Annotated in this window: 23 protein-coding genes; 4 read left to right on the forward strand and 19 right to left on the reverse strand. The window is 62.1% G+C overall.

The window, feature by feature from the left end:
* Nucleotides 1–2 precede the first annotated feature (2 nt).
* From nuoF to K3555_RS12960, 14 genes are all read right to left on the reverse strand, one after another.
* Entirely contained in the window at nucleotides 3–1,301 is a 1,299-nt protein-coding gene (gene nuoF, locus K3555_RS12895; protein WP_260005489.1) for an NADH-quinone oxidoreductase subunit NuoF, read from the reverse strand.
* A 6-nt stretch (nucleotides 1,302–1,307) separates the two neighbouring features.
* A complete protein-coding gene (locus K3555_RS12900; RefSeq protein ID WP_260005490.1) occupies nucleotides 1,308–1,547 on the reverse strand; it encodes a DUF5337 domain-containing protein in 240 nt (79 codons plus the stop codon).
* A gap of 44 nt (nucleotides 1,548–1,591) precedes the next feature.
* Nucleotides 1,592–2,779 carry an NADH-quinone oxidoreductase subunit E gene (locus K3555_RS12905; RefSeq protein ID WP_260005492.1) on the reverse strand — a complete coding sequence of 396 codons (1,188 nt, stop codon included), beginning with the start codon at nucleotides 2,777–2,779 and terminating at the stop codon, nucleotides 1,592–1,594.
* 82 nt (nucleotides 2,780–2,861) lie between these two features.
* Nucleotides 2,862–4,085 (reverse strand): NADH-quinone oxidoreductase subunit D, encoded by a 1,224-nt coding sequence (locus K3555_RS12910; protein ID WP_205879963.1) that lies wholly within the window; start codon nucleotides 4,083–4,085, stop codon nucleotides 2,862–2,864.
* Nucleotides 4,085–4,267 (reverse strand): hypothetical protein, encoded by a 183-nt coding sequence (locus tag K3555_RS12915; RefSeq protein WP_260005494.1) that lies wholly within the window; start codon nucleotides 4,265–4,267, stop codon nucleotides 4,085–4,087. Before K3555_RS12915 ends, K3555_RS12910 begins: the two co-directional genes overlap by 1 nt.
* A complete protein-coding gene (locus tag K3555_RS12920) occupies nucleotides 4,267–4,875 on the reverse strand; it encodes an NADH-quinone oxidoreductase subunit C (RefSeq protein WP_260005495.1) in 609 nt (202 codons plus the stop codon). The genes K3555_RS12915 and K3555_RS12920 overlap by 1 nt, the downstream gene beginning before the upstream one ends.
* A 15-nt stretch (nucleotides 4,876–4,890) precedes the next feature.
* Entirely contained in the window at nucleotides 4,891–5,424 is a 534-nt protein-coding gene (locus tag K3555_RS12925) for an NADH-quinone oxidoreductase subunit B family protein (RefSeq protein WP_311199982.1), read from the reverse strand.
* Nucleotides 5,415–5,780, reverse strand: a complete 366-nt coding sequence (locus K3555_RS12930) for an NADH-quinone oxidoreductase subunit A (RefSeq protein WP_024090668.1) — start codon at nucleotides 5,778–5,780, stop codon at nucleotides 5,415–5,417. The genes K3555_RS12925 and K3555_RS12930 overlap by 10 nt, the downstream gene beginning before the upstream one ends.
* A 235-nt stretch (nucleotides 5,781–6,015) precedes the next feature.
* The gene (locus tag K3555_RS12935) at nucleotides 6,016–6,798 is read right to left on the reverse strand and encodes a crotonase/enoyl-CoA hydratase family protein (RefSeq protein WP_260005498.1); all 783 of its coding nucleotides are present in this window, start codon (nucleotides 6,796–6,798) and stop codon (nucleotides 6,016–6,018) included.
* Between the two features lie 19 nt (nucleotides 6,799–6,817).
* Entirely contained in the window at nucleotides 6,818–7,675 is an 858-nt protein-coding gene (locus K3555_RS12940) for a hydroxymethylglutaryl-CoA lyase (protein ID WP_260005499.1), read from the reverse strand.
* Between the two features lie 66 nt (nucleotides 7,676–7,741).
* Nucleotides 7,742–9,679 (reverse strand): acetyl/propionyl/methylcrotonyl-CoA carboxylase subunit alpha, encoded by a 1,938-nt coding sequence (locus tag K3555_RS12945; RefSeq protein WP_260005501.1) that lies wholly within the window; start codon nucleotides 9,677–9,679, stop codon nucleotides 7,742–7,744.
* A gap of 9 nt (nucleotides 9,680–9,688) precedes the next feature.
* Nucleotides 9,689–11,293: a carboxyl transferase domain-containing protein gene (locus tag K3555_RS12950; RefSeq protein WP_260005503.1), complete on the reverse strand. Its 1,605-nt coding sequence runs from the start codon at nucleotides 11,291–11,293 to the stop codon at nucleotides 9,689–9,691.
* Nucleotides 11,294–11,393: 100 nt separating this feature from the next.
* Nucleotides 11,394–11,897, reverse strand: coding sequence for a hypothetical protein (locus K3555_RS12955; RefSeq protein WP_260005504.1), 504 nt, complete (start codon nucleotides 11,895–11,897; stop codon nucleotides 11,394–11,396).
* Entirely contained in the window at nucleotides 11,894–13,423 is a 1,530-nt protein-coding gene (locus K3555_RS12960; protein WP_260005505.1) for an AMP-binding protein, read from the reverse strand. Before K3555_RS12960 ends, K3555_RS12955 begins: the two co-directional genes overlap by 4 nt.
* A 149-nt stretch (nucleotides 13,424–13,572) precedes the next feature.
* Between K3555_RS12960 and K3555_RS12965 the strand changes: the two genes are divergently transcribed.
* Entirely contained in the window at nucleotides 13,573–14,178 is a 606-nt protein-coding gene (locus K3555_RS12965) for an OmpW family protein (RefSeq protein WP_260005507.1), read from the forward strand.
* A 60-nt stretch (nucleotides 14,179–14,238) separates the two neighbouring features.
* Here the strand turns inward: K3555_RS12965 and K3555_RS12970 are convergent, their stop codons facing one another.
* The 3 genes from K3555_RS12970 to K3555_RS12980 all read right to left on the reverse strand — a co-directional run bounded on the left by K3555_RS12970 (nucleotide 14,239) and on the right by K3555_RS12980 (nucleotide 16,780).
* Entirely contained in the window at nucleotides 14,239–14,739 is a 501-nt protein-coding gene (locus tag K3555_RS12970) for a lysozyme inhibitor LprI family protein (RefSeq protein ID WP_260005509.1), read from the reverse strand.
* A complete protein-coding gene (locus K3555_RS12975) occupies nucleotides 14,739–15,899 on the reverse strand; it encodes an isovaleryl-CoA dehydrogenase (protein ID WP_260005511.1) in 1,161 nt (386 codons plus the stop codon). Before K3555_RS12975 ends, K3555_RS12970 begins: the two co-directional genes overlap by 1 nt.
* Nucleotides 15,900–16,105: 206 nt before the next feature.
* On the reverse strand, nucleotides 16,106–16,780 hold the full coding sequence (locus K3555_RS12980) for a DUF1236 domain-containing protein (RefSeq protein ID WP_260005513.1): 675 nt from the start codon (nucleotides 16,778–16,780) through the stop codon (nucleotides 16,106–16,108).
* 169 nt (nucleotides 16,781–16,949) lie between these two features.
* On the opposite strand from K3555_RS12980, the gene K3555_RS12985 reads away from it, so the two are divergent.
* Nucleotides 16,950–17,408 carry a CreA family protein gene (locus K3555_RS12985; RefSeq protein WP_260005515.1) on the forward strand — a complete coding sequence of 153 codons (459 nt, stop codon included), beginning with the start codon at nucleotides 16,950–16,952 and terminating at the stop codon, nucleotides 17,406–17,408.
* Here K3555_RS12985 and K3555_RS12990 read toward each other — a convergent pair.
* Both K3555_RS12990 and K3555_RS12995 read right to left on the reverse strand, forming a co-directional pair.
* A complete protein-coding gene (locus tag K3555_RS12990; RefSeq protein ID WP_260005522.1) occupies nucleotides 17,396–18,589 on the reverse strand; it encodes a DegT/DnrJ/EryC1/StrS aminotransferase family protein in 1,194 nt (397 codons plus the stop codon). The genes K3555_RS12985 and K3555_RS12990 overlap by 13 nt on opposite strands.
* 79 nt (nucleotides 18,590–18,668) lie before the next feature.
* Nucleotides 18,669–19,331 carry an HAD-IA family hydrolase gene (locus K3555_RS12995; RefSeq protein ID WP_260005523.1) on the reverse strand — a complete coding sequence of 221 codons (663 nt, stop codon included), beginning with the start codon at nucleotides 19,329–19,331 and terminating at the stop codon, nucleotides 18,669–18,671.
* A gap of 131 nt (nucleotides 19,332–19,462) precedes the next feature.
* On the opposite strand from K3555_RS12995, the gene glmU reads away from it, so the two are divergent.
* Together glmU and glmS are read left to right on the forward strand one after the other, a co-directional pair.
* On the forward strand, nucleotides 19,463–20,818 hold the full coding sequence (glmU, locus tag K3555_RS13000; protein ID WP_260005525.1) for a bifunctional UDP-N-acetylglucosamine diphosphorylase/glucosamine-1-phosphate N-acetyltransferase GlmU: 1,356 nt from the start codon (nucleotides 19,463–19,465) through the stop codon (nucleotides 20,816–20,818).
* A complete protein-coding gene (gene glmS / locus K3555_RS13005) occupies nucleotides 20,818–22,638 on the forward strand; it encodes a glutamine--fructose-6-phosphate transaminase (isomerizing) (protein WP_260005526.1) in 1,821 nt (606 codons plus the stop codon). The genes glmU and glmS overlap by 1 nt, the downstream gene beginning before the upstream one ends.
* Nucleotides 22,639–22,642: the final 4 nt, after the last annotated feature.

Genomic DNA, 22,642 nt, shown 5'->3' on the forward strand with positions numbered 1-22,642 from the left:
GGTTACTCCGCCGCCATCGCGCCCATGCGGCCGGTCTTTTGGGCCTTGATGCGGTCTTCGATTTCCTCGCGGAAGTTCTTGATCAAACCCTGGATCGGCCAAGCCGCCGCATCGCCAAGGGCGCAGATGGTGTGGCCTTCGACCTGTTTGGTCACGTCCCACAGCATGTCGATCTCTTCCAGCTCGGCCTCGCCCTTCACCAGGCGGTCCATGACGCGCATCATCCAGCCGGTGCCTTCGCGGCAGGGGGTGCACTGGCCGCAGCTTTCGTGCTTGTAGAACTTGGACAGTCGCCAGATCGCCTTGATGATGTCGGTCTGCTTGTCCATCACGATCACCGCCGCAGTGCCAAGGCCCGAGCCCAGCTCGCCACGCAGGTAGTCGAAGTCCATGATCGCGTCGCGCATGTTCTCGCCGCGCACACAGGGGACAGAGGAGCCGCCGGGGATCACGGCCAGCAGATTATCCCAGCCGCCGCGGATGCCGCCGCAATGCTTTTCGATCAGTTCCTCGAAACCTATCGACATCGCCTCTTCGACCACACAGGGATTGTTGACGTGGCCGGAGATCGCAAACAGCTTGGTGCCCGCGTTGTTCTGGCGCCCGAAGGACGCGAACCAGTCGGCGCCGCGTCGCAGGATGGTCGGCACAACCGCGATGGATTCCACGTTGTTCACGGTGGTCGGGCAGCCGTAAAGGCCCGCGCCCGCCGGGAACGGCGGCTTCATCCGGGGCATGCCCTTCTTGCCTTCCAGGCTCTCGATCAGCGCGGTTTCCTCGCCGCAGATATAGGCCCCTGCCCCATGGTGCAGGAAGACGTCGAAGTCCCAGCCGGAACCGGCTGCGTTCTTGCCCAGCAGCCCCTTGTCGTAGCATTCGTCGATCGCCGCCTGCAGCGCCTCGCGCTCGCGGATGTATTCGCCGCGCAAGTAGATGTAGCAGGTATGCGCGTTCATCGCGAAGGAGGCGATCAGCGCGCCCTCGATCAGCGTGTGCGGATCGTGGCGCATGATTTCGCGGTCCTTGCAGGTGCCCGGCTCGGATTCATCGGCGTTGATCACCAGATACGCCGGGCGGCCATCGCTTTCCTTGGGCATGAAGGACCATTTGAGGCCGGTCGGGAAGCCCGCGCCGCCGCGGCCCCGCAGGCCCGAGTCCTTCATGGTCTGAATGATCCAGTCGCGGCCCTTCTCAACGATGCCGGCGGTGCCATCCCAATGGCCGCGCGCCTTGGCGCCCGCCAGGTTACGTTCGTGCATCCCGTAAAGGTTGGTAAAGATCCGGTCCTGATCCTTCAGCATGTGTGCCTACCTTTGGTTTTCTTGTTCATTGGCCCGGCGCATGCGCCAGAGTTGAAATATGTTGACCAGGGCATAGATCATGCCTGCCAGCGCGGCGTAGTCGAACAGCAAGGCATAACGCCCCGGCAGCCCCAGCATGGGGCCGATGAACAGCGACACGGCGATCCACAGCGAAATGGTCCCGGCAATCACCAATGCGATATGCCGGCCTTTTGCTGCGATGGCTTGGTCCTGTTCCTTGCTCATCTGTTCCCTATCACCAAGGCACGGCCCCCTCGGGCCGATCCCGATTAGTCTTCTTTGTCGTCGTAGATGTGCTCTTCTTTGGCACGCTTGGCGAATTCGGTCTCGTCGCCTACTTGCAGACGCTTGGCCTGCTCGATCCAACCGTCCCGCTTGATCCGGCCCTTGAACTTGAGCCGTGCATCAACCCAAGCCACCTCGGCCTCGGTCCAGTCGGCAATCTGGTCGAAATGGAAGAACCCCAGCTCGTTCAGGGTCTGCTCCAGCTTGGGGCCAACCCCTTTGAGCAGTTTCAGATCATCCGCCAGGCCGCCGCGGGCTTCCTTCAGGATTTCCGGCAGGGTTTCCTCGGGCTGGCTGTCAGCTCCAGGTTTTGCCGCCGCGCCTTCCGGAGAGGAAGGCTCAGCCGCGTCCGATTTTTTGGGGGCCGCCTTGGCAGCTTCTTCTGCCTGTTTCGCGGCAGGTTTGGGCGCTTCCGGTGCTTTGGGCGGCGCATCTGCCGCGGCCCGGCCGGCAACAACGCCGTCCTTGCCGACCCAAGGGGTCAGCAGCGGCACTTCATCCCCCTGGATACGCTTGACGCCGTCCTTGATGTCCATCGCCAGCTGCGCACTTGCATTGTACTGGGTCTTGCCGCTGTCAAAGTCAGTCAGCGAGGTGAGACCCGATTCCGGCTCAGCTGCGTAACGGCCGTTCTGAGGGCCCGGCGTCACCATCTTGCCTGTGGCCAGATCGTCCAGCAGCCGGGTAAAGCTTTCGACGGTAAGGTCCTCGTAATAGTCCTTGCCGATCTGGGCCATCGGCGCATTGGTGCAGGCGCCAAGGCATTCGACCTCTTCCCAGGAAAACTTGCCGTCCGCCGACAGGGTGTGCGGCTTTGCAGCGATTTTTTCCTTGCAGACCGCAACCAGGTCTTCGGCCCCGCAAATCATGCAGGACGTAGTGCCGCAGATCTGGATATTGGCAACAGACCCTGTGGGTTGCATCTGGAACATGAAGTAGAAAGAGGTGACTTCCAGCACCCGGATATAAGCCATGCCCAGCATATCGGCGATTGCCTCAATAGCGGGCTTGGTGACCCAGCCTTCCTGCTCCTGCGCGCGCCACAAGAGCGGAATAACCGCCGAGGCCTGGCGGCCCTCAGGGTATTTGGTGATCTGCGCTTCAGCCCAGGCCTGATTGGCCGGAGTGAAGGCAAAGCTGTCGGGTTGTTCATGGTGGAGACGGCGCAGCATCAGATCACCTTTTGGTGGGTGTTGCCCGCGCGGATGCCTCCGGCGGGAGTATTTTTAGAAAGATGAAACAGGGCGGGCAGGCTCACCGGTCGATCTCCCCGAAAACGACGTCCATGGTGCCGATGATGGCGGCGACGTCGGCCAGCTGGTGGCCGCCGGCCACGTGGTCCATCGCCTGCAGGTGCAAGAAGCCCGGCGCGCGGATCTTGGAGCGGTAGGGTTTGTTGGACCCGTCCGCCACCAGATAGACGCCGAACTCGCCCTTGGGTGCCTCGACAGCGGCATAAACCTCGCCTGCGGGGACGTGGAAGCCTTCGGTGTAAAGCTTGAAGTGGTGGATCAGGCTTTCCATCGAGGTTTTCATATCGCCGCGCTTGGGCGGGGACAGCTTGCCGCGGGCTATCACGTCGCCGGTGGCTTCGCGCAGTTTGACAATTGCCTGACGGATGATCGAGGTCGATTGGCGCATCTCTTCCATCCGGCAGAGGTAGCGGTCGTAGCAGTCGCCGTTTTTGCCAACGGGGATCTGGAACTCAAACTCGTCATAGCATTCATAGGGTTGCGCACGGCGCAGGTCCCAAGCAAGGCCGGAGCCGCGCACCATAACACCGGAGAAGCCGTATTGCTGGATCTCTTCCTCGGTCACCACGCCAATGTCGCAGTTGCGCTGCTTGAAGATGCGGTTTTCGGTCAGAAGACCGTCGATGTCGTCCAGAACCTTGGGGAACTCCAGCGCCCAGAGGTCGATATCGTCCAGCAGATCATCCGGAATGTCCTGATGCACGCCGCCAGGGCGGAAATAGGCCGCGTGCAGGCGGGCACCGCAGGCGCGCTCGTAGAAGACCATCAGTTTCTCGCGCTCTTCAAAGCCCCACAGCGGCGGGGTCAGCGCGCCAACATCCATTGCCTGCGTGGTGACGTTCAGAAGGTGGTTCAGAACACGGCCGATTTCCGAATAGAGCACCCGGATCAGCTGGCCGCGGCGGGGAACCTCGACACCGGTCAGTTTTTCGATGGCCAGGCACCAGGCATGTTCCTGGTTCATCGGCGCAACGTAATCAAGGCGGTCGAAATACGGCAGGTTCTGCAGGTAGGTGCGGCTTTCCATCAGCTTTTCGGTGCCGCGATGCAGCAGGCCGATATGCGGATCGCAGCGCTCGACAATCTCGCCGTCGAGTTCCAGCACCAGACGCAAAACCCCATGCGCCGCAGGGTGCTGCGGGCCGAAGTTGATGTTGAAGTTGCGGATCTTCTGCTCGCCGCTCAGCGCATCGACGCTGCCGTCATCGAATTTGGAGCCGTCCATCATTTGAAGGTCTCCTGTTCCTCAAGTGTCGCCATTTCTGCATAGTTTCGAATTCTTGGCGTGTTACCGCTAAAAGCCGACACCCAGTTTTCAGATTTTTTAAAAAGGAGCATTGCCGAGCCCAGCATGGCCGCACAGCCCGCCAGCAAGGTTCCCACTTCGGCCAGAGGTTCAAACCACATCAGTTTGCGTCCTCCTTCTTCTCGTCTCCGGGCAGGATGTATTCAGCACCTTCCCACGGGGACATGAAATCAAACTGGCGGTATTCCTGCACCAGCTTCACCGGCTCATAGACCACGCGCTTTTGCGCCTCGTCATAGCGTACTTCGGTATAGCCGGTGGTCGGGAAATCCTTGCGCAGCGGGTAGCCGCGGAAGCCATAGTCGGTCAGGATCCGGCGCAGGTCCGGGTGGCCGGAGAACAGGATGCCAAACATGTCGTAGACTTCCCGCTCGAACCAGTTGGCCGAAGGGTGCACATCGACGATCGAGGGCACCATTTCATCTTCGCGCACGGCAGCGCGCAGGCGGATACGCTGATTCCGGTACATCGACAGGAAGTGATAGACCACGTCGAACCGCTTGCCCCGTTCCGGGTAGTCCACCGCGGTGATATCCACCAGCGAGGAGAACTTGCAGTTCTGATCCGATTTCAGGAACTCCACCAGGCCGGCGATATTCGAGGGCGTCACATCGATGTTCAGCTCGCCAAAGGACACGTCCCAGGCGACAACGCAATCGGGGCGTTTGGCTTCGATCTGGGCGCCGAGTTCATTCAGGGCTTCAGTCATCTGCTCTCTCCCGCCTTAGCGAACAAGGGTGCCGGTGCGGCGGATCTTGCGCTGCAGCTGCATCAGGCCATACAGCAGCGCCTCAGCCGTCGGCGGGCAGCCCGGTACATAGATGTCAACCGGCACAACCCGGTCACAGCCGCGCACCACGGAATAGCTGTAGTGATAATAGCCGCCGCCATTGGCGCAGGATCCCATCGAGATCACATAACGCGGCTCTGGCATCTGATCGTAGACCTTGCGCAGGGCCGGCGCCATCTTGTTGGTGAGGGTGCCCGCTACGATCATCACGTCCGACTGGCGCGGCGAGGCGCGCGGTGCGATGCCAAACCGTTCGGCATCATAACGCGGCATCGAGGTGTGCATCATCTCAACCGCGCAGCAGGCCAGACCAAATGTCATCCAGTGCAGCGAGCCAGTGCGCGCCCAGTTGATGATGTCTTCTGCCGAGGTCAGCAGGAAACCCTTGTCTTGCAGTTCGGCATTCAGGGCCTGGGTGACAACTTCCTTGTCCACACCCGCGGTGTTGGCTCCGGTCATCACTGCCATTCCAGCGCCCCTTTCTTCCATTCATAGGCAAAGCCGATGGTCAGCACGCCCAGGAACACCATCATCGACCAGAAACCAGTGTCGCTGATGTCCTTGAAACCGACGGCCCAGGGAAACAGGAATGCAATTTCCAGGTCAAAAATGATGAAGAGAATCGACACCAGATAGAACCGGACGTCGAATTTCATACGGGCATCATCAAAGGCATTGAAGCCGCACTCATAGGCGCTGACCTTTTCCGGGTCCGGGTTGCGGACTGCCAGCACAACGGCTGCCAGGATGAGGACAATGCCTAAACCTGCCGCAACGGCCAGGAAAACCAGGATCGGCAGGTATTCCCTCAACATCTCTTCCAAGAGCAGCTCCTTTTCCCGGCGGTTTCCCGCGCGACGTCAATTGGCGTGTTGATTTGCCTCGTGCATACCCCCCCGCCCCCACAGCGTCAACTAAAGCAAGGTTAATCTACAAGGGTTTGTGACAGGAAAAAGCACAGCCGCAACATGCGCATAATTCCTTAGTTATTTCATAAGGAAAGCGGCCGCAGGGGAAACCGCGGCCGCCATCAAAACATGACTCATTTTTACCGGTATTTCAGCCTTGCCAGGCAGGTTTGCGCTTTTCAAAGAATGCGCTGATGCCCTCCTGCGCCTCGTCGCCTTCCCAGCGCGCCACCAGCGCCTTGATTGTATGGTCAATCACAGCGTCATCAAGTTGCGGCCCCAGGTCGCGGGCCAGCTTTTTGGCGGCGGCGACTGCGCCGGGTGCACAGTTCAGATAAGGTGCGACCTCCGCCTCGACTGCCTCCGCCAGCTGATCTGCGGGCACGGCTTTGGCCAGCAGCCCCAGCTCAACCGCCTCTGCCGCGCCGAACAGGCGGGCCGACATGAAGACACGCCGCGCTTTGGCCTCGCCCATGCGGGCAATGACATAAGGGCCGATAGTGGCGGGAATCAGTCCCAGTCTGGTCTCGGTCAGCCCCATCTTCAGATGGTCTGCGCCGATGGCAACATCACAGACCGAGGCCATTCCAACACCGCCGCCAAAGGCATTGCCTTGCACCGCGCCGATCACCGGCTTAACCAGGGTGTTAAGCGCCATCAGCATCTCTGCAAGCACCCGCGCCTCGCGGCCACGGGTTCCGGCGTCCGCATCCATCTGATCCCGCATCCAGCCCAGATCGCCGCCGGCGCAAAAACTCTTGCCTGCGCCGGTCAGCACCACGACACGGACGGTCTCGTCTTCGTTCAGCCGCCGGGCCGCCAGAATCAATTCCTGCAGCATCTGACCGGACATGGCGTTGTGTTTGTCAGGACGGTTCAGAGTAAGGGTGCAGACGCCACGGGCGTCAGTGTCCAGGGTGATTGTCTCAAACATCTTGCTTCTCCGCTGAATTCTATTGCAGGCCGCGCATCGAACGGGCCAGTGCCGCAGCCTTTTCCAGCACATTACCGTCCAGCCCCGTGTCATAGCCCAACCCGGTCAGGCGCTTGTGCACCGCTTCCGTTGCCACGTTGCCCGCAGCCCCCGGCGCGTAAGGACAGCCGCCCAAACCGCCCACCGCAGCATCAAACACCCGCACGCCCTGCGCCAGCGAGGCCTCGATATTGTCCAGTGCCCGGCCCGCGGTGTCGTGGTAGTGCCCCGCAAGCCTGGCCGCAGGAACCCGTGCGGTAACGGCGCTCAGCATCGCGGTGATCGCCTCCGGAGTACCCTGTCCGATGGTGTCGCCCAGCGAGATCTCATAGCAACCGAGGGCGTACAACCGTTCGGCCACCTCCGCCACCTTCTTCGGCGCTGTTGCTCCGTCATAAGGACAGTCGGTCACGCAGGACACATAGCCCCGCACCGGCAGCCCGTTCTCCCTGGCAGCCTCCAGAATGGGCAGAAAACGTGTGATACTTTCCTCGATTGTGGCGTTGATATTGGCCTTGGAGAACCCTTCGGAGGCGGAGGCAAAGACCGCGATTTCATCCGCCTTGGCAGCTACAGCATCCTCGTAACCGCGCATATTGGGCGTCAGTGCTGCATACCGCACGCCGGGCGCGCGGGTGATGCCCGCCAGAACCTGGGCGCTGCCCGCCATCTGCGGCACCCATTTGGGCGACACAAAGCTCGCCACCTCAATCCGCGAAAATCCGGCGCGGCTCAGGCAGTTTGTCAACGCGACTTTCTCCGCCACGGGGATTTCACGCTTTTCATTCTGCAGCCCGTCGCGCGGACCGACTTCGAAAATTTCGACACGCTCAGCCATCGCCGGGCCTCCTGCTTCTTTCTGGTCTTAAATACCCAATTCCGGACGGCTGCCGCAGGCGTACGGTCAGCCGCCTTCCTCCTCCAGCCGCACCAGCGCCGCGCCGGCCTCGACCTGGTCGCCAGCGGCGGCAAGCACCTCAGCCACCACACCGTCGCGCGCGGCCAGCAGCGAATGCTCCATCTTCATCGCCTCCAGAATGGCCAGCCGGTCGCCCTCTGCCACCGGCTGGCCGGCCTTGGCAAATACAGCTTTGACCAGCCCCGGCATCGGCGCCTCAACCACATTGCTGTCGCCGCCTGCAGCCGCATCACGATCCAGCGGATCCACAACGGCAAATTCCAGGCCGTAGGCGTCAAACACCGTGATCAGCGGGCCGGCCTGCGAGGTTACCGGCATCCGGCGCCCGTCAATGCGCCAATGGCCCTGGCTGCGCTCGGCCAGCACGGTTTCACCATTCACCGACCACAGCTGCCGGTCCGGCCCGTCCACCTGCACGTCAGCTGTGAACTCCTCCTCCAAATGGCTGAGCGTAACAGCGCGGTGCAGCGGCGCCCAAAGCGTGAAACCGGTCTCCGGCGCGGCGTCCACCAGACCAAGTGCCACCATACCAGCGGCCGCTTTGTGGCGCAGCTCAGTCTTTGGCGCAGCCACCAATGCCTCCAGATCACGGGCGATCAGGCCGGTGTCCACGTCGCCCTGCGCAAATCCTTCGTGCGCTGCCAGCGCGCCGAGGAAAGCAAGGTTGGTGACGGTGCCGCCCACCTGGGTTTCTTCCAGCGCACGGGCCAAACGGGACAGCGCCACCTTACGGGTGGAGCCATGCACGATCACCTTGGCAATCATCGGGTCATACCAGGGGCTGATGGCGTCGCCTGCCCGCACGCCGCTGTCGGCGCGGCATTCGGCCGGGAAAGACAAATGGGTCAGCGTGCCGGTGGCCGGAAGAAAGCCCTTAGGCACGTCTTCCGCATAAAGCCGCGCTTCAAACGCGTGGCCGGTGATCGTCAGATCTTCCTGCCGCGCAGGCAGGCGCTCACCTGAGGCGACCCGCAACTGCCACTCCACCAGATCGACACCGGTGATCAGTTCGGTCACCGGATGCTCCACCTGCAGGCGGGTGTTCATTTCCATGAACCAGAAGCCGTCGGTGCGCAGCCCGTCCGAGCCATCGACGATGAATTCAACGGTGCCTGCCCCCCTGTAGCCGATCGCCTCTGCCGCGCGCACGCCGGCCCGCCCCATTGCTTGGCGCATCTCAGCCGTCATGCCCGGTGCGGGGGCCTCCTCGATCACTTTCTGGTGGCGGCGCTGCAGCGAACAGTCGCGTTCAAACAGATGCACCGCATGGGTGCCATCGCCAAAGACCTGCACCTCGATATGACGCGGCTGCTGAATGTATTTCTCAATCAGCACATCCGGATTGCCGAAGGCCGTGGTGGCCTCACCCTGGGCGCTGATCAGGGCATCAGCGAACTCCGCCGGCTTCTCGACCAGCCGCATGCCCTTGCCGCCGCCGCCGGCCACAGCCTTGATCAGCACCGGATACCCGATCTTGCCCGCTTCTTCCTGCAAGAAGCCCGCATCCTGGTTGGCACCGTGATAGCCCGGCACCACCGGCACGCCGGCCTCTTCCATCAGCACCTTGGCGGCGTCTTTGAGGCCCATCTTGCGGATCGCGTCTGCGGACGGGCCGATGAAGGTGAGGCCCGCGGCCTCCACCGCCTCAACAAAGTCCGGGTTTTCCGACAGAAAGCCATAACCGGGGTGGATCGCCTGGGCGCCGGTCTCCTTGGCCACGCGGATAATTTCCGCACCGCGCAGATAGCTGTCCGCAGGCGCCGGGCCGCCGATATGCACGGCCTCATCCGCCAGCGACACATGCTTGGCCGCCGCATCGGCGTCTGAATAGACGGCCACTGTCCGCACTCCCATGGCGCGGGCACTTTCCATCACGCGGCAGGCAATCTCTCCGCGGTTGGCAATCAGAATCTTGTCAAACATGGGAGGTCCTCACATCCGGAACACGCCGAAGCGTGTGTCTTCAATCGGGGCATTCAGCGCGGCGCTAAGCGACAGCGCCAGCACATCGCGGCTTTTGCGCGGGTCGATGATGCCGTCGTCCCAGAGACGTGCAGAGGCATAAAGCGGGTGGCTCTGCTCCTCGAACATCTCAATGGTGGGGCGTTTGAAGTCGGCTTCTTCCTCCGTGCTCCAGCTGCCGCCCTGGCGTTCGATGGCATCTCGCTTGACCGTTGCCAGCACGCCTGCCGCCTGCTCGCCGCCCATCACAGAGATGCGGGAGTTGGGCCAGGACCACAGGAACCGCGGCTGGTAAGCCCGGCCTGACATGCCGTAATTGCCCGCTCCAAAGGAGCCGCCGACCAGCATCGTTACCTTCGGCACATTGGTTGTGGCAACTGCCGTCACCATTTTGGCGCCATGGCGGGCGATGCCTTCGTTTTCGTATTTGCGGCCAACCATGAAACCGGTGATATTCTGCAGGAAAACCAGCGGGATCTTGCGCTGGCTGCACAGTTCCACGAAATGCGCGCCCTTCTGGGCGGCCTCGGAGAACAGCACACCGTTGTTGGCGATGATGCCTACAGGGCAGCCTTTCACATGGGCAAAACCAGTGACAAGAGTTTCGCCGAAACGCGGCTTGAATTCATCAAAGCGGGAGCCATCGACCAGCCGCGCAATCACCTCGCGGATGTCGTAAGGCGTGCGCAGGTCACCTGGCACCACGCCGAGGATTTCCTCGGGGTCATAGGCGGGTTCCTCGGGGCTGGCCCAATTCACCGTCAGCGGCTTGGTGATGTTCAAGGACTGAACCGCGCGCCGCGCCAGCGCCAGCGCGTGGGCGTCATCCTCGGCGAGGTAATCGGCCACACCGGACAGGCGCGTGTGCACGTCGCCGCCGCCCAGATCTTCGGCGCTTACGACCTCGCCCGTTGCAGCCTTCACCAGCGGCGGACCGGCGAGGAAGATGGTGCCCTGCTCTTTCACGATGATGGTCACGTCGGACATGGCCGGCACATAAGCGCCGCCTGCGGTGCAGGAGCCCATGACCACCGCAATCTGCGGGATGCCTTTGGCCGACATCCGCGCCTGATTGTAGAAGATCCGCCCGAAATGATCGCGGTCGGGGAAGACCTCATCCTGTTGCGGCAGGTTGGCGCCGCCGCTGTCCACCAGATAGATGCAGGGGAGACGGTTTTCCTCGGCAATCTCCTGCGCCCGCAGGTGTTTCTTCACCGTCATCGGGAAATAGGTGCCGCCCTTCACTGTGGCGTCATTGCAGACCACCATGACCTCTTGCCCGTGAACGCGGCCGATACCCGCCACAACCCCAGCACCGGGGGCGGCCCCGTCATACATGGCATGGGCCGCAGTGGCGCCGATCTCCAGAAACGGAGAGCCGGGGTCGAGCAGGTTCGCCACGCGGCGGCGCGGCAGCATCTTGCCGCGGCCTTCGTGGCGGGCACGGGATTTCTCGCCGCCACCCATACGCGCGGCCTCTGCCGCCTCGCTGATCTGCCCGAGCGCGTCCAGATGCGCCTCGCGGTTCTGTTTGAAGCCTTCCGAGGAGGGCATCGCCTTGGATGTGAGTTTCATGTCCACTCTCCCGTTATAGGGGTTAGGCTGAATCCCGTTAAACGGGAAATTTCTTTCATTCTGGTTGGGGCAACGCACGCCGGGTATGCAACACCTTGCGTCATTGGCTTGCCTCCCCGGTCATATCTTCACTGCGCATCAAAACTCTTAGTTTGAGCCATTCTGAAAGTGCCTCCGAATAGCGGCACACTACTTCGGAAGGCAGATTTGGGTCCGAAATCTTGGTACAATCGGGAGCGTCACCCATAGCAGGCATGGGCAGGGACAGACCTGCAGGCCCGTTGCCATCAAGAACACTTTTGTCGAAGCCGGGCATCTGGCTAACGATGCGCGCTCCATCCGCCTCCAACCACGCAGCGGCGCTATCAGCACAGTGCTGCAAAGCCTTCATTTCTTGGCTTAGGTTACACATGCGGACGGCCTGCGAGACGCATTGGGTGTCCATGGGCACCGCAAAGCCAACATCGGGGACAAATCCAGAGCAAGCGCTTAGAAAACCGGCGATATCAAATTGAGACAGTTCATCGCCGGCCACAGCAGGCGATGCCGCGCTGCCTAGAGCACAGGCCATGGCAGTGACCACGAAATGAATTGATAGTTTCATCTTTGCACCTCCCCTGCCGCCCGTGCCTTCAATTCCTTGCGGATCACCTTGCCGGTCACGGTCATCGGCAGTGCGCCCACGAACGCGACCTCCCGCGGGTAGGAATAATGCGCAAGGCGGTCCTTGACGTAGTGCTGAAGCTCCTGTCCTGACGCCTCCGCCCCCGGTTTCAGCACCACATAGGCTTTGACGATCTCGGTGCGCAGGCTGTCGGGCTTGCCGACCACGCCAACCGTCGCCACTGCCGGGTGGGTCATCAAGCAATCCTCGATCTCTGCCGGACCGATGCGGTAGCCGCCGGAGGTAATCACGTCATCCTCGCGGCCTACAAAGCGAAGATAATCCCTTTCCCAGATGCCGCGGTCGCCAGTCACCAGCCAGTCGCCGCGGAACTTGGCCGCTGTCTCCTCAGGTCGGTTCCAATATTCCAGCAGCATCGAGGCCGAGCCGCGGCGGATGGCGACGTCGCCCTCATCTTGCGTGGGATTGCCCGCCTCGTCGATCACCGTCAGCTCATGCCCCGGCACCGGTTTGCCGATGCAGCCCGGACGCGGGTCAAAATCCGCTGCGCAGGAGGAGGCAACCATGTTGCACTCGGTCTGGCCGTAGAATTCATTAATCGTTACGCTCAGGTCCCGCCGGCCCCAGGCGAGCATTTCCGCGCCCAGGGGCTCTCCGCCGCTGGCAACCGAGCGCAAGGCCCGAAGCCCCTGCCCGGCTGCCTTGAGCATTCTCAAGGCAGTTGGCGGGAAGAAGATATTGCGCACGCCGGCCGCTGCGATCAGATCTGCACAGGCCTCGGGGGTGAACTTGTCCAGCCGTGCTGCCACCACCGGAACACCCAGCGCCAAGCCCGGCATCAGAACGTCGAACAATCCGCCAATCCAGGCCCAGTCGGCAGGCGTCCACAGGCAGTCGCCCGGCTGGCCCAGGTGGTCATGGCTGATCGCAACACCCGGCAGATGGCCGGTCAGCACCCGGTGGCCGTGCAGCGCGCCCTTTGGGCTGCCGGTGGTGCCGGAGGTGTATATCAGCACCGCGGGGGTTTCAGGTGCGGTATCGGCAAAAGCAACCGGCGGGCCGTCTATTCCAGCGGTGTCTGCCATCACCGCTTCGGCCAGATCGCCGAGCAGCTCCGCGCCTTCCTGGTCTGTGAAGACAAAGCGCACACCAGCATCGCCAGCGCGGGAGGCCAGCGCGTCGCGTTTGAACAGCTTGAACAGCGGCACCGAGATGCCGCCCGCCTTCCAGATGGCCAGATGCGCTGCAGCACACCATGGCGACTGGCTCAGCAGCACGCCGACGCGGTCGCCCGGCTGGATGCGGGTCAGCAGGTAGCGAGCCAGGCCATCCACCATCCCGGACAGCGCGCCATAAGAAAAGCTGCGGCGCGCAGGGCCGGTCATATCGATCAGCGCCACAGCCTCAGCAGGATGCGACAGGCATTGGGCGGCCATGTTCAGCCGCTCCGGCAGGTCCCAGCTGCCATCGGCGCGCAGCCCGGGAATGTTACAAAAATCATGCATATTTAGACATTCCAGAAATGCATAGCTGATATGCATTTTTTCCCTGCGTTTTCAAAGGCAAAGCAAGGGTCTCTTTGATTCAGATCAGGGTTTCCACCCGCTTCCGGGTGCACCACGGCGGAGTAATCATAAGAAAAGGGACGCACCCCATGAAACGCATGGTTTCCGCTTTGGCATTGACCTCTGCCCTGGCCGCACTGGCCGGCCCCGCGCTGGCCCAACAGCATGGCGACTGGACCGTTGGCGTCGGCATCGCCAACGTGAACCCGAAATCCGGCAACGGCACCCTTGCCGGTATGGCCGCTGATATCGACGACGGCACCGCGCTGTCGCTGACAGTCGAATACTTCTTCCGCGACAACTGGGGTGTCGAACTGCTGGCGGCTTCGCCGTTCGAGCATGATGTCACTCTGGCCGGTGCCGGCTATGCCGCCTCTGCCAAGCAGCTGCCGCCGACCATCTCGGTCAACTACCATTTCCCGACCCAGGGCAAGATCAAGCCGTTTGTCGGCCTGGGCCTGAACTACACCACTTTCTTTGAAGAAAGCTCGCCGCTTGGTGTGATCGAAATGGACGATAGTTTCGGCGTGGCACTCAATGCCGGCGCGGACTGGCAGATCTCCGACCGCGGTGCGGTACGTTTCAATGTCCGCTATATCGACATCGAAAGCGACGTTACCCTGAACGGGGCCGCAATCGGCACCGCCGAGATCGACCCGGTTGTCCTGAACATTGCTTACGTGCACCGCTTCTGATCCTTTGCATCCCTATGCTGGCGGGCCAATGCGCGTCCGCCAGCGTCTGTTTCCGGCCTGCTATTCGCCGAGCCAGGCATCTTCCAGATAGAGCGCCTGCTCTCCGGTCAGCCGCATCAGGCAGCTGAGCGTGGCCGGGCCGCCGCCAGTGCCGCCGCCCCATTGCGACCTTTCGAATTCACAGGTGGCGTCGCGATAGCTGATCCAGGCCCGCTGCATGCTGCGGAGCGGTGGCGCTGTCTTTGGTGCGGCAGAACCAAGCTCCTCCATTTCGGCATCCAATTCTACCGCCTTGGCCCGCAAAGACTTGTAGGCGCGGTTCAGCCGCTGATCCCAGTAGCTTCGCTCGCCATCCAGGCATCCCATCATACCAACGGTGGTAGAGCCATCCGGCGCCGCCCCCATGCAGTGCTGTGCCGAGGTGCCCACGCAGCTGCGCTTTGTGTCCTGATTGACCGCTCCCGCGACGCAAGCATCCGTCGCACCAGAGGAGAATTGAACCTCCTGTGCCATGACGGACGTGCCTGCCATCAGCAGAGCAAACGGCAGAGCCGTTTTCATCACATGGTTCCCATCAGCTCGCGGCCGATCAGCATCCGGCGGATCTCAGAGGTGCCGGCACCGATTTCCATCAGCTTGGCATCGCGGAAAATACGGCCCACCGGGTTGTCGGACAGGTAACCGGCACCGCCAAAGGCCTGCACGGCCTGATGCGCCTGGGTCATTGCCACTTCGGAGGCGTAAAGGCAGCAGGCCGCGGCGTCCTGACGTGTCACCGTGCCCTTGTCGCAGGACTTGGCCACCTCATAGACATAAGCCCGCGCCGAGTTCATCGCGGTGTACATATCGGCGATCTTGGCCTGCATCAGCTGGAAGTTCCCGATCGGCTGGCCGAACTGCTTGCGCTCGGCCATGTAGGGCATCATTTCATCCATGCAGGAGGCCATGATGCCGGTGCCGATGCCTGCCAGCACCACGCGTTCATAGTCCAGGCCGGACATCAGCACACGCACGCCCTTACCCTCTTCGCCCAGGATGTTTTCAAACGGGACTTCGACGTCCTCGAACACCAGTTCCGCCGTGTTGGAGCCGCGCATGCCCAGTTTGTCGAAATGCTTGGAGGTGGAAAAGCCCTTCATCTCTTTTTCGATCAGGAAGGCCGTCATGCCTTTGGAACCGGCGTCAGGATCGGTTTTGGCATAGACCACCAGGGTGTCGGCATCCGGACCGTTGGTGATCCAGTATTTGTTGCCGTTCAGGCGGAAGTGATCGTTGCGCTTTTCCGCCCGCAGCGACATTGAAACGACATCGGATCCCGCACCTGCTTCGGACATCGCCAGCGCACCGACATGCTCACCCGAGATCAGCCGCGGCAGATACTTAGCCTTTTGCTCGGCGTTGCCGTTCAGCTTGATCTGATTGACGCAGAGATTGGAATGCGCGCCATAAGACAGCGAAACAGAGGCGCTGGCGCGGGCGATTTCCTCGACTGCAACGGTATGGGCCAGATAAGTCATGCCGGCACCGCCGAACTCCTCCGGCACGGTGATCCCCAAAAGGCCAAGCTCGCCCATCTCTTTCCACAGCTCCGCAGGAAACGCGTTACTCTGGTCGATCTCCTGCGCCATCGGCCTGACACGGTCCTGCGCCCAGCGGTGAATTACGTCGCGCAGGGCATTCACGTCATCGCCAAGGTCAAAAGTCATGCTTGCATTGAACATCCCGCGGGACCTCCCGGTTAGAGCCGATTAGAGCCGATTAGAGCCGATTAGAGCCGATTAGAGCCGATTAGAGCCGATTATATGAACAGTTGTTCAATTCAATAGACGAGGCCTCGATTCGGGTCAATCATGTTCCGTGCCGGCACCGCAAACAGCAACGGGCGGCCCCGCCAGGGACCGCCCGCAAATAGCCGCTTTGGATTGGATCAGCGGACCACGTAAACCACTGTGCGGTCGTCCGCCTCAACCAGCACAGGCAGGCCGTTCAGGTAGACATAGCGGTAATTGGTGTCCGGAACCTCGGTCAGCTGGACCTCTTCCGGGATCATGACGCCGGTCACCACCTCGCCCTGCACGTAAACCGGCTCGGTGGCGTTGCTGCGCACATAGGTCACCACCTTCTCGTCCGGCACCGCAGCCTCACCCGCGAGTGAGCCCGCAATGGCCCCTGCGACAATGCCTGCCGGGCCTGCAATCAGGCCGCCTGTGATGGCGCCGCCGACAGCGCCCAGCGCAGCATCGTCTTCGCCGGTTTCAGTGCTGGTGTACGTGACGGTGTTGAATTTGACCGGGTTGTCCTTGGCAACAACCGGCACATACTTGTCGGCCAGATTGGTGGTCAGGTATTCGCCGTAAGCCCAGCCGTCCGCGCCATCATATGCAACCTTGCACCAATTGCTTTCCTCAAGGCAGCCCTCAAGATCAACCGAGCCATCGGCAGAGATGACGCCAATGATCTCGTGCTGCGGCCCCGGGCCTGCGCGCAGGTTCAGGTCGGTCACAGCCTGCACCTGGGCGCCGGCCCAGACCGGTGCGGCCAGCAGGGCCAGAGCGGACGCGGTCAGGGCAGGAGCGGTCAGGGTGCGGTTGGACATGAACATTGTGTTCTCCTCGATATCATTTCTGTCTGAGGGCGCGTTTTTGCGCCGTTGTGCAGGGACAACGTCCGCTTGTTCAAAAAGGTTCCCCGGATCGTTTTGCCGATTGCGCGCGTTGGTTTAGCAGTAACCGGACAGACCGGCACAAATCAGATTGCGAGGATAAAAACTGATGAAACGATTGAACCGCACCGCGGCAGCCCTGACCTGCCTGCTGAGCCTGCCTGCCGCCGCGGAGGAAGTCGGGGAGATCGGCGTCGACTGGGTGGGAAACGACATCATCATCGAGGCCATCGCCGACCCTAAAGTCAGCGGCGTAACCTGCCACATCGCCTATTTCGAACGGGGGCTTCTGGACCGCCTGTCCAACGGAAACTGGTTCGAGGATCCGTCCAATGCCTCAATCGCCTGCCGCCAGACCGGGCCGATCACCGTGGGTGACATCGACCGCGGCCGCGATGGCGAGGACGTGTTCCGCGCGTCCCGCTCTATCATCCTCAAATCGCTGCGGGTGAAGCGCATTTTCGACGAGGGCAACCAGACGCTGATCTATGCTGCCCACGCGGCAGAGCTGACCGATGGCTCGGCCAAGGTCTCGATCTCGACGGTGCCGCTCTATCAGGCCGACTGATAGACGGCAGAGACCTCGGCGCGAATAATGCGGGCGATCTGGGCGCAGTCTTCCAGACTGAATGTCAGCGGCACCCGCATGTCGATGATACCGGCCAAAACCCGGTCACTCTGCGGCAGCCGCGGGGTGTCTGCATAGCGCCAGCTGTCATAACGGGAGGTGAAGGCTACAGGTTCGGGCGTGCCGAACCATTTCAGCTCCACGCCGCGGGCAGCGCAGCGCCGCACCGCCTCCTGCACGGCCTCCTCGGACCAGTCGAGCAGCAGGAACTGGATCGAAGAGCCGACATAGACCTCCTGCGCAGGGCGCCCGACCACGGTCAGGCCCGGCGTGCCGCGCAGGCCGTTCTCAACTTCGCGGTAGCGGTCATTCCAGCGCCGCACCTGGGTTTCCAGGTCACTCAGCTGCGGCCGCAGGATGGCGGCACGCAGGTTGTCCATCCGGCCCGAAATGTTGGGGGTCTCGTATTTCACCCGTTCGAACACTTCCGGCCCCGGCGCCGCCAGGTGGCGGCCATAAAGCATATAGGATCCTGACAGCATGATGGCGCGGGCGGCGATCTCTTCATCATCTGTGATGAGCAGCCCGCCTTCGCCCGAGTTCACATGTTTGTAAGTCTGGCAGGAATAACACCCCACTGCCCCGTGCTTGCCCGAGAGCACACCATTCCAGGACGCCCCCATGGTGTGGGCGCAGTCTTCAATCACGGTGATACCGGCGGCGTTGCAGACCTCCATCAGACGGTCCATGTCGCACAGATGGCCGCGCATATGCGACAGCATCAGCACCCTGGCCTGATCCGCCTTTGCGGCCATATCGTCGAGATCAATGGTCAGGTCTTCGGTGACTTCAACAAACACCGGCTCTGCCCCGACCGAAGCGATGGAACCCGGCACCGGTGCAAGTGTAAAGGCATTGGTCAGGACCTTATCGCCGGGCTTCACCCCGACCGCCCGCAGGGAGGTGGCCAGCGCATAACCGCCCGAAGCCACCGCCAGGCAGTATTTCGCGCCCATCTGTGCGGCGAACTCATGTTCCAGCAGCGCAGTTTCCCCTGCCTCGCCCTCTGCCACGTTGTACCGGTGCAGCCGCCCGCTGCGCAGCACCGCAAGTGCTGCCTCGATGGCGTCTTCGGGGATGGGTTCCTGCTGGGTGAAAGACCCGGAAAAAATCTCGCTCATGCGGCGTTTGTGAGCCGCCGCCCGGCAGGGGTCAAGAGGGAAGCCATTTGGCCGAGTTTCCCGAAACTAAGTTGCGGGATCACGCAATCAGCTGCTCCGCGATCTCCGGCAGGTCTTCGAACCGGTGCAGCAGCGCTTCAGGTTTGAGCGCTGCCATATCATCGCCCGACGGGCCGAAGGTCACCAGAACCGAGGGCACGCCCGCATTGGCAGATGTATTGCGGTCAGTGTCGCTGTCACCCACCAGCAATGTGCGGGCCGGGTCGCCGCCTGCGCGGCGGGCGGCCTCGAACAGCGGCTCAGGGTCAGGTTTGCGCACCGGCAGCGTATCTGCCCCCACCAACGACCTAAAGGCATCGCGCACGCCCAGGCTGCGCAGCAACTGTTCCGCCAGCCCCTCCGGCTTATTGGTGCAGATACCGACGCCGAAGCCTGCGGTTTTCAGCGCCTCGACCGCCTCCATTGCACCGGGATAAAGCACCGTATGGTGATCAATGGCATCGCGATAGACGTCCAGTAACACCGGGTAGAACTCTTCCACCACCGCCGGATCATACTGATCCACCCGCTTCAGCCCATGCGTCAGCATCATCCTGGCACCGCGCAACGATACCGCCGCATCGCGCGGATGGCTCAGCACATCGCCCAGCCCCATCTGCCGGAAACAGGTATTGGCCGCCGCCAGCAGATCGCCGGAAGTATCCGCCAGCGTGCCGTCCAGATCGAAGATAACTGTTCGCATATCCTGCCCCTTCGGCGCATTTCCGCTGCCGCATGTTGCAGCCCGCAATCTTGTTTGATGGCGCTATCTCTTGCGCCCCGCCCCTTAGCGGATAAAACGGGAGTGATAAAAAGACAAAGAGAAAAGCGATTATGAGCATTGCCCTTGTCATCCTGGCGGCCGGAAAAGGCACCCGGATGAACTCCGACCTTCCGAAAGTGCTGCACCCGATCGCACAGGCGCCAATGCTGGAGCATGCGATGGCCGCTGGCCGCACGCTGGCGCCCGAGCGCACCATTATCGTGGCAGGGCACGGAGCGGATCAAGTCCGCAAGGCAGTGGCTGGTATCGACGAAGAGGCCGACGTTGTCCTGCAGGAAGAACAGCTTGGAACCGCTCATGCGGTGGACCAGGCCCGCACCGCGCTGAAAGGGTTCGAGGGCGATGTGGTTGTGCTTTATGGCGACACGCCCTTTGTCAGCGCTGAGACGCTGGAGCGGATGGTCGAGGCCCGCCAGCGTGCCGATCTGGTTGTGCTGGGGTTCGAGGCCGCCGATCCGGGCCGCTATGGCCGCCTGGTGATGGACGGCGACAGCCTGGAGCGGATTGTCGAGTTCAAGGATGCAAGTGAAACAGAGCGCGCTATCAGCTTCTGCAATTCCGGTCTGATGGCAGGCAAGGCCAGCGCGTTGTTCGACCTGATCGCCAAGGTCGGCAACGAAAACGCCTCGGGCGAATATTACCTGACCGACCTGGTGGAGCTGGCCCGCCGCGAAGATCTGAAAGTCACCGCCGTGTCCTGTGACGAGGCGGAGACGCTGGGCGTCAACTCCCGCACAGAACTGGCGCAGGCGGATGCGCTGTTTCAGGCGCGGGCACGGGCAGACCTGATGGAACTGGGCGTTACCCTGATGGCCCCGGAAACCGTTTACCTCGCCTTTGATACATTCATCGGGCGGGACACGGTGATTGAGCCCAACGTGGTCTTCGGCCCCGGCGTGACGGTGGAGAGCGGCGCATTGATCCGGGCGTTTTCGCATCTGGAGGGCTGCCATGTCAGCCGCGGCGCCAAGGTTGGTCCCTATGCCCGCTTGCGCCCCGGCGCGGAACTGGCCGAGGACACTCACGTTGGCAACTTTGTCGAGATCAAGAACGCGGAAATCGCTGCAGGCGCCAAGGTCAATCACCTCAGCTATATCGGCGATGCCTCGGTCGGCAAGGAAACCAACATTGGCGCGGGCACAATTACCTGCAACTATGACGGGGTGATGAAGCACCGCACCGAAATCGGCGCCCGCGCCTTTATCGGGTCGAACACCATGCTGGTGGCGCCGGTCCGGGTCGGCAACGAGGCGATGACCGCCACCGGTGCTGTGATCACAAAGAATGTCGAAGACGGCGACCTGGCCCTTGCCCGCGCCGAACAGACCAACAAGCCGGGCCGGGCACGCAAGCTGATGGATATCCTGCGCGCCAAGAAAGCCCGCCTGCAGAAGGAAGCCAAGTGATGTGCGGAATTGTCGGCGTACTGGGCAATCACGAGGCCGCCCCGATCCTGGTCGAGGCGCTGAAGCGGCTTGAATACCGCGGCTATGACAGTGCCGGCATTGCCACCGTGAACAAGGGCGAGCTGCGGCGCCGCCGCGCGGTGGGCAAGCTGGTGAACCTCAGCGACCTTCTGGTGCATGAACCGCTGGCCGGTAAATCCGGCATCGGGCACACCCGCTGGGCCACCCATGGCGCGCCTTCTGTCAGCAATGCCCACCCGCACCGCGCGGGCGCCGTCGCAGTTGTGCACAATGGCATCATCGAGAACTACAAGGAGCTGCGGGCTGAGCTGCTGAACTGCGGAATGGAGTTCCGGACAGAGACCGATACCGAAACCGTCGCCCTGATGACGGAACGCCACCTGCAGGAAGGGCTGGCGCCGGTGGATGCGGCCTTCAAGACGCTGGACCAGCTGCAAGGCGCGTTTGCGCTCGCCTTTCTGTTTGATGGCGAGGAAGACCTGATCATCGCTGCCCGCAAGGGCTCGCCGCTGGCCATCGGCCATGGCGATGGCGAGATGTTCGTGGGCTCTGATGCCATCGCCCTGGCGCCGCTCACCGACCGGATCACCTATCTGGAGGAAGGCGACCGCGCCGTCGTCACCCGCGCAGGCGCAGAAATCCGCAACGCAGACGGCGCCTTGGTGAACCGGGCGACCAAGACCATCCAGATCGATTCTGCCCAGGTCGACAAAGCCGGCCACAAGCATTTCATGGCCAAGGAAATCGCCGAGCAGCCGCATGTGATAGCCGAGGCAATCCGCCACTATCTGCCAGTTGAGGAAGACGCCGTGCGCCTGCCCGGCGAGGTGGACTTCTCGCAGGTCGAACGGCTGACGATGGTCGCCTGCGGCACCGCCTATTACGCCTGTGTGACCGCCAAATACTGGTTTGAACAGATCGCCCGGCTGCCGGTCGAAGTCGATATTGCGTCCGAGTTCCGCTACCGCGAGCCGCCGATCCCCGGCAAGACCCTGGCGCTGTTTGTCTCCCAATCGGGCGAGACCGCCGACACTCTGGCGGCGCTGCGCTATTGCCAGGAAAAGGCCGACAAGATCCTGTCAGTGGTAAACGTGCCCGAAAGTTCCATCGCGCGGGAAAGCGATCTGGCACTGCCGATCTATGCCGGGCCGGAAATCGGCGTCGCTTCGACCAAGGCGTTTACCTGTCAGCTGACAGTGCTGCTGGCGCTGGCGCTGAAAGCCGCCTGCGACCGCGGCCATCTTTCGACTGACGAAATGGCAGACTACGCCACCGCGATCCGCGGCCTGCCCAATGTGCTGTCGTCAGCGCTGGAACAGAACGACGCGATCCGCCAAGCCGCCCAAAAAGTCAGCGAAGCCCGCGACGTGTTGTTCCTGGGCCGCGGACTGATGTTCCCGCTGGCATTGGAAGGCGCGCTGAAGTTGAAGGAAATCAGCTACATCCACGCCGAAGCTTATGCCTCGGGCGAACTGAAGCACGGCCCCATTGCACTGATCGACAAACACATGCCGGTGGTGGTGTTGTCCCCCAAGGATTCGCTGTTCGACAAATCGGTCTCCAACATGCAGGAGGTTCTGGCCCGCAAGGGCAAGGTTCTGATGATCTCCGATCAGGACGGCATCGACGAGGCCGGCGACGATGTCTGGTGCGCGATCCGGATGCCGCGCGTCAAAGAAGCGCTGTCGCCAATTCTTTATGCGATCCCCGCGCAACTCTTGGCCTATCACACCGCGGTCGCCAAGGGCACCGATGTGGACCAGCCGCGCAATCTGGCGAAATCCGTTACCGTGGAGTAGCAGC

This window comes from Leisingera sp. M527, assembly GCF_025141525.1.
Classification (GTDB): Bacteria; Pseudomonadota; Alphaproteobacteria; order Rhodobacterales; family Rhodobacteraceae; genus Leisingera.

Excerpts from the sequence above, each read along its gene's own strand:
- K3555_RS12955 (WP_260005504.1), bottom strand. The coding sequence starts at position 11,897 with ATGAAACTATCAATTCATTTCGTGGTCACTGCCATGGCCTGTGCTCTA.
- K3555_RS12945 (WP_260005501.1), bottom strand. The coding sequence starts at position 9,679 with ATGTTTGACAAGATTCTGATTGCCAACCGCGGAGAGATTGCCTGCCGC.
- nuoF (WP_260005489.1), bottom strand. The coding sequence starts at position 1,301 with ATGCTGAAGGATCAGGACCGGATCTTTACCAACCTTTACGGGATGCAC.
- K3555_RS12970 (WP_260005509.1), bottom strand. The coding sequence starts at position 14,739 with ATGAAAACGGCTCTGCCGTTTGCTCTGCTGATGGCAGGCACGTCCGTC.
- K3555_RS12915 (WP_260005494.1), bottom strand. The coding sequence starts at position 4,267 with ATGTGGTTTGAACCTCTGGCCGAAGTGGGAACCTTGCTGGCGGGCTGT.
- K3555_RS12975 (WP_260005511.1), bottom strand. The coding sequence starts at position 15,899 with ATGTTCAATGCAAGCATGACTTTTGACCTTGGCGATGACGTGAATGCC.
- K3555_RS12905 (WP_260005492.1), bottom strand. The coding sequence starts at position 2,779 with ATGCTGCGCCGTCTCCACCATGAACAACCCGACAGCTTTGCCTTCACT.
- K3555_RS12935 (WP_260005498.1), bottom strand. The coding sequence starts at position 6,798 with ATGTTTGAGACAATCACCCTGGACACTGACGCCCGTGGCGTCTGCACC.
- K3555_RS12960 (WP_260005505.1), bottom strand. The coding sequence starts at position 13,423 with ATGCATGATTTTTGTAACATTCCCGGGCTGCGCGCCGATGGCAGCTGG.
- glmU (WP_260005525.1), top strand. The coding sequence starts at position 19,463 with ATGAGCATTGCCCTTGTCATCCTGGCGGCCGGAAAAGGCACCCGGATG.
- K3555_RS12985 (WP_260005515.1), top strand. The coding sequence starts at position 16,950 with ATGAAACGATTGAACCGCACCGCGGCAGCCCTGACCTGCCTGCTGAGC.
- K3555_RS12940 (WP_260005499.1), bottom strand. The coding sequence starts at position 7,675 with ATGGCTGAGCGTGTCGAAATTTTCGAAGTCGGTCCGCGCGACGGGCTG.
- K3555_RS12995 (WP_260005523.1), bottom strand. The coding sequence starts at position 19,331 with ATGCGAACAGTTATCTTCGATCTGGACGGCACGCTGGCGGATACTTCC.
- K3555_RS12950 (WP_260005503.1), bottom strand. The coding sequence starts at position 11,293 with ATGAAACTCACATCCAAGGCGATGCCCTCCTCGGAAGGCTTCAAACAG.
- K3555_RS12990 (WP_260005522.1), bottom strand. The coding sequence starts at position 18,589 with ATGAGCGAGATTTTTTCCGGGTCTTTCACCCAGCAGGAACCCATCCCC.
- K3555_RS12900 (WP_260005490.1), bottom strand. The coding sequence starts at position 1,547 with ATGAGCAAGGAACAGGACCAAGCCATCGCAGCAAAAGGCCGGCATATC.
- K3555_RS12980 (WP_260005513.1), bottom strand. The coding sequence starts at position 16,780 with ATGTTCATGTCCAACCGCACCCTGACCGCTCCTGCCCTGACCGCGTCC.
- glmS (WP_260005526.1), top strand. The coding sequence starts at position 20,818 with ATGTGCGGAATTGTCGGCGTACTGGGCAATCACGAGGCCGCCCCGATC.
- K3555_RS12925 (WP_311199982.1), bottom strand. The coding sequence starts at position 5,424 with ATGGCAGTGATGACCGGAGCCAACACCGCGGGTGTGGACAAGGAAGTT.
- K3555_RS12920 (WP_260005495.1), bottom strand. The coding sequence starts at position 4,875 with ATGACTGAAGCCCTGAATGAACTCGGCGCCCAGATCGAAGCCAAACGC.
- K3555_RS12910 (WP_205879963.1), bottom strand. The coding sequence starts at position 4,085 with ATGGACGGCTCCAAATTCGATGACGGCAGCGTCGATGCGCTGAGCGGC.
- K3555_RS12965 (WP_260005507.1), top strand. The coding sequence starts at position 13,573 with ATGAAACGCATGGTTTCCGCTTTGGCATTGACCTCTGCCCTGGCCGCA.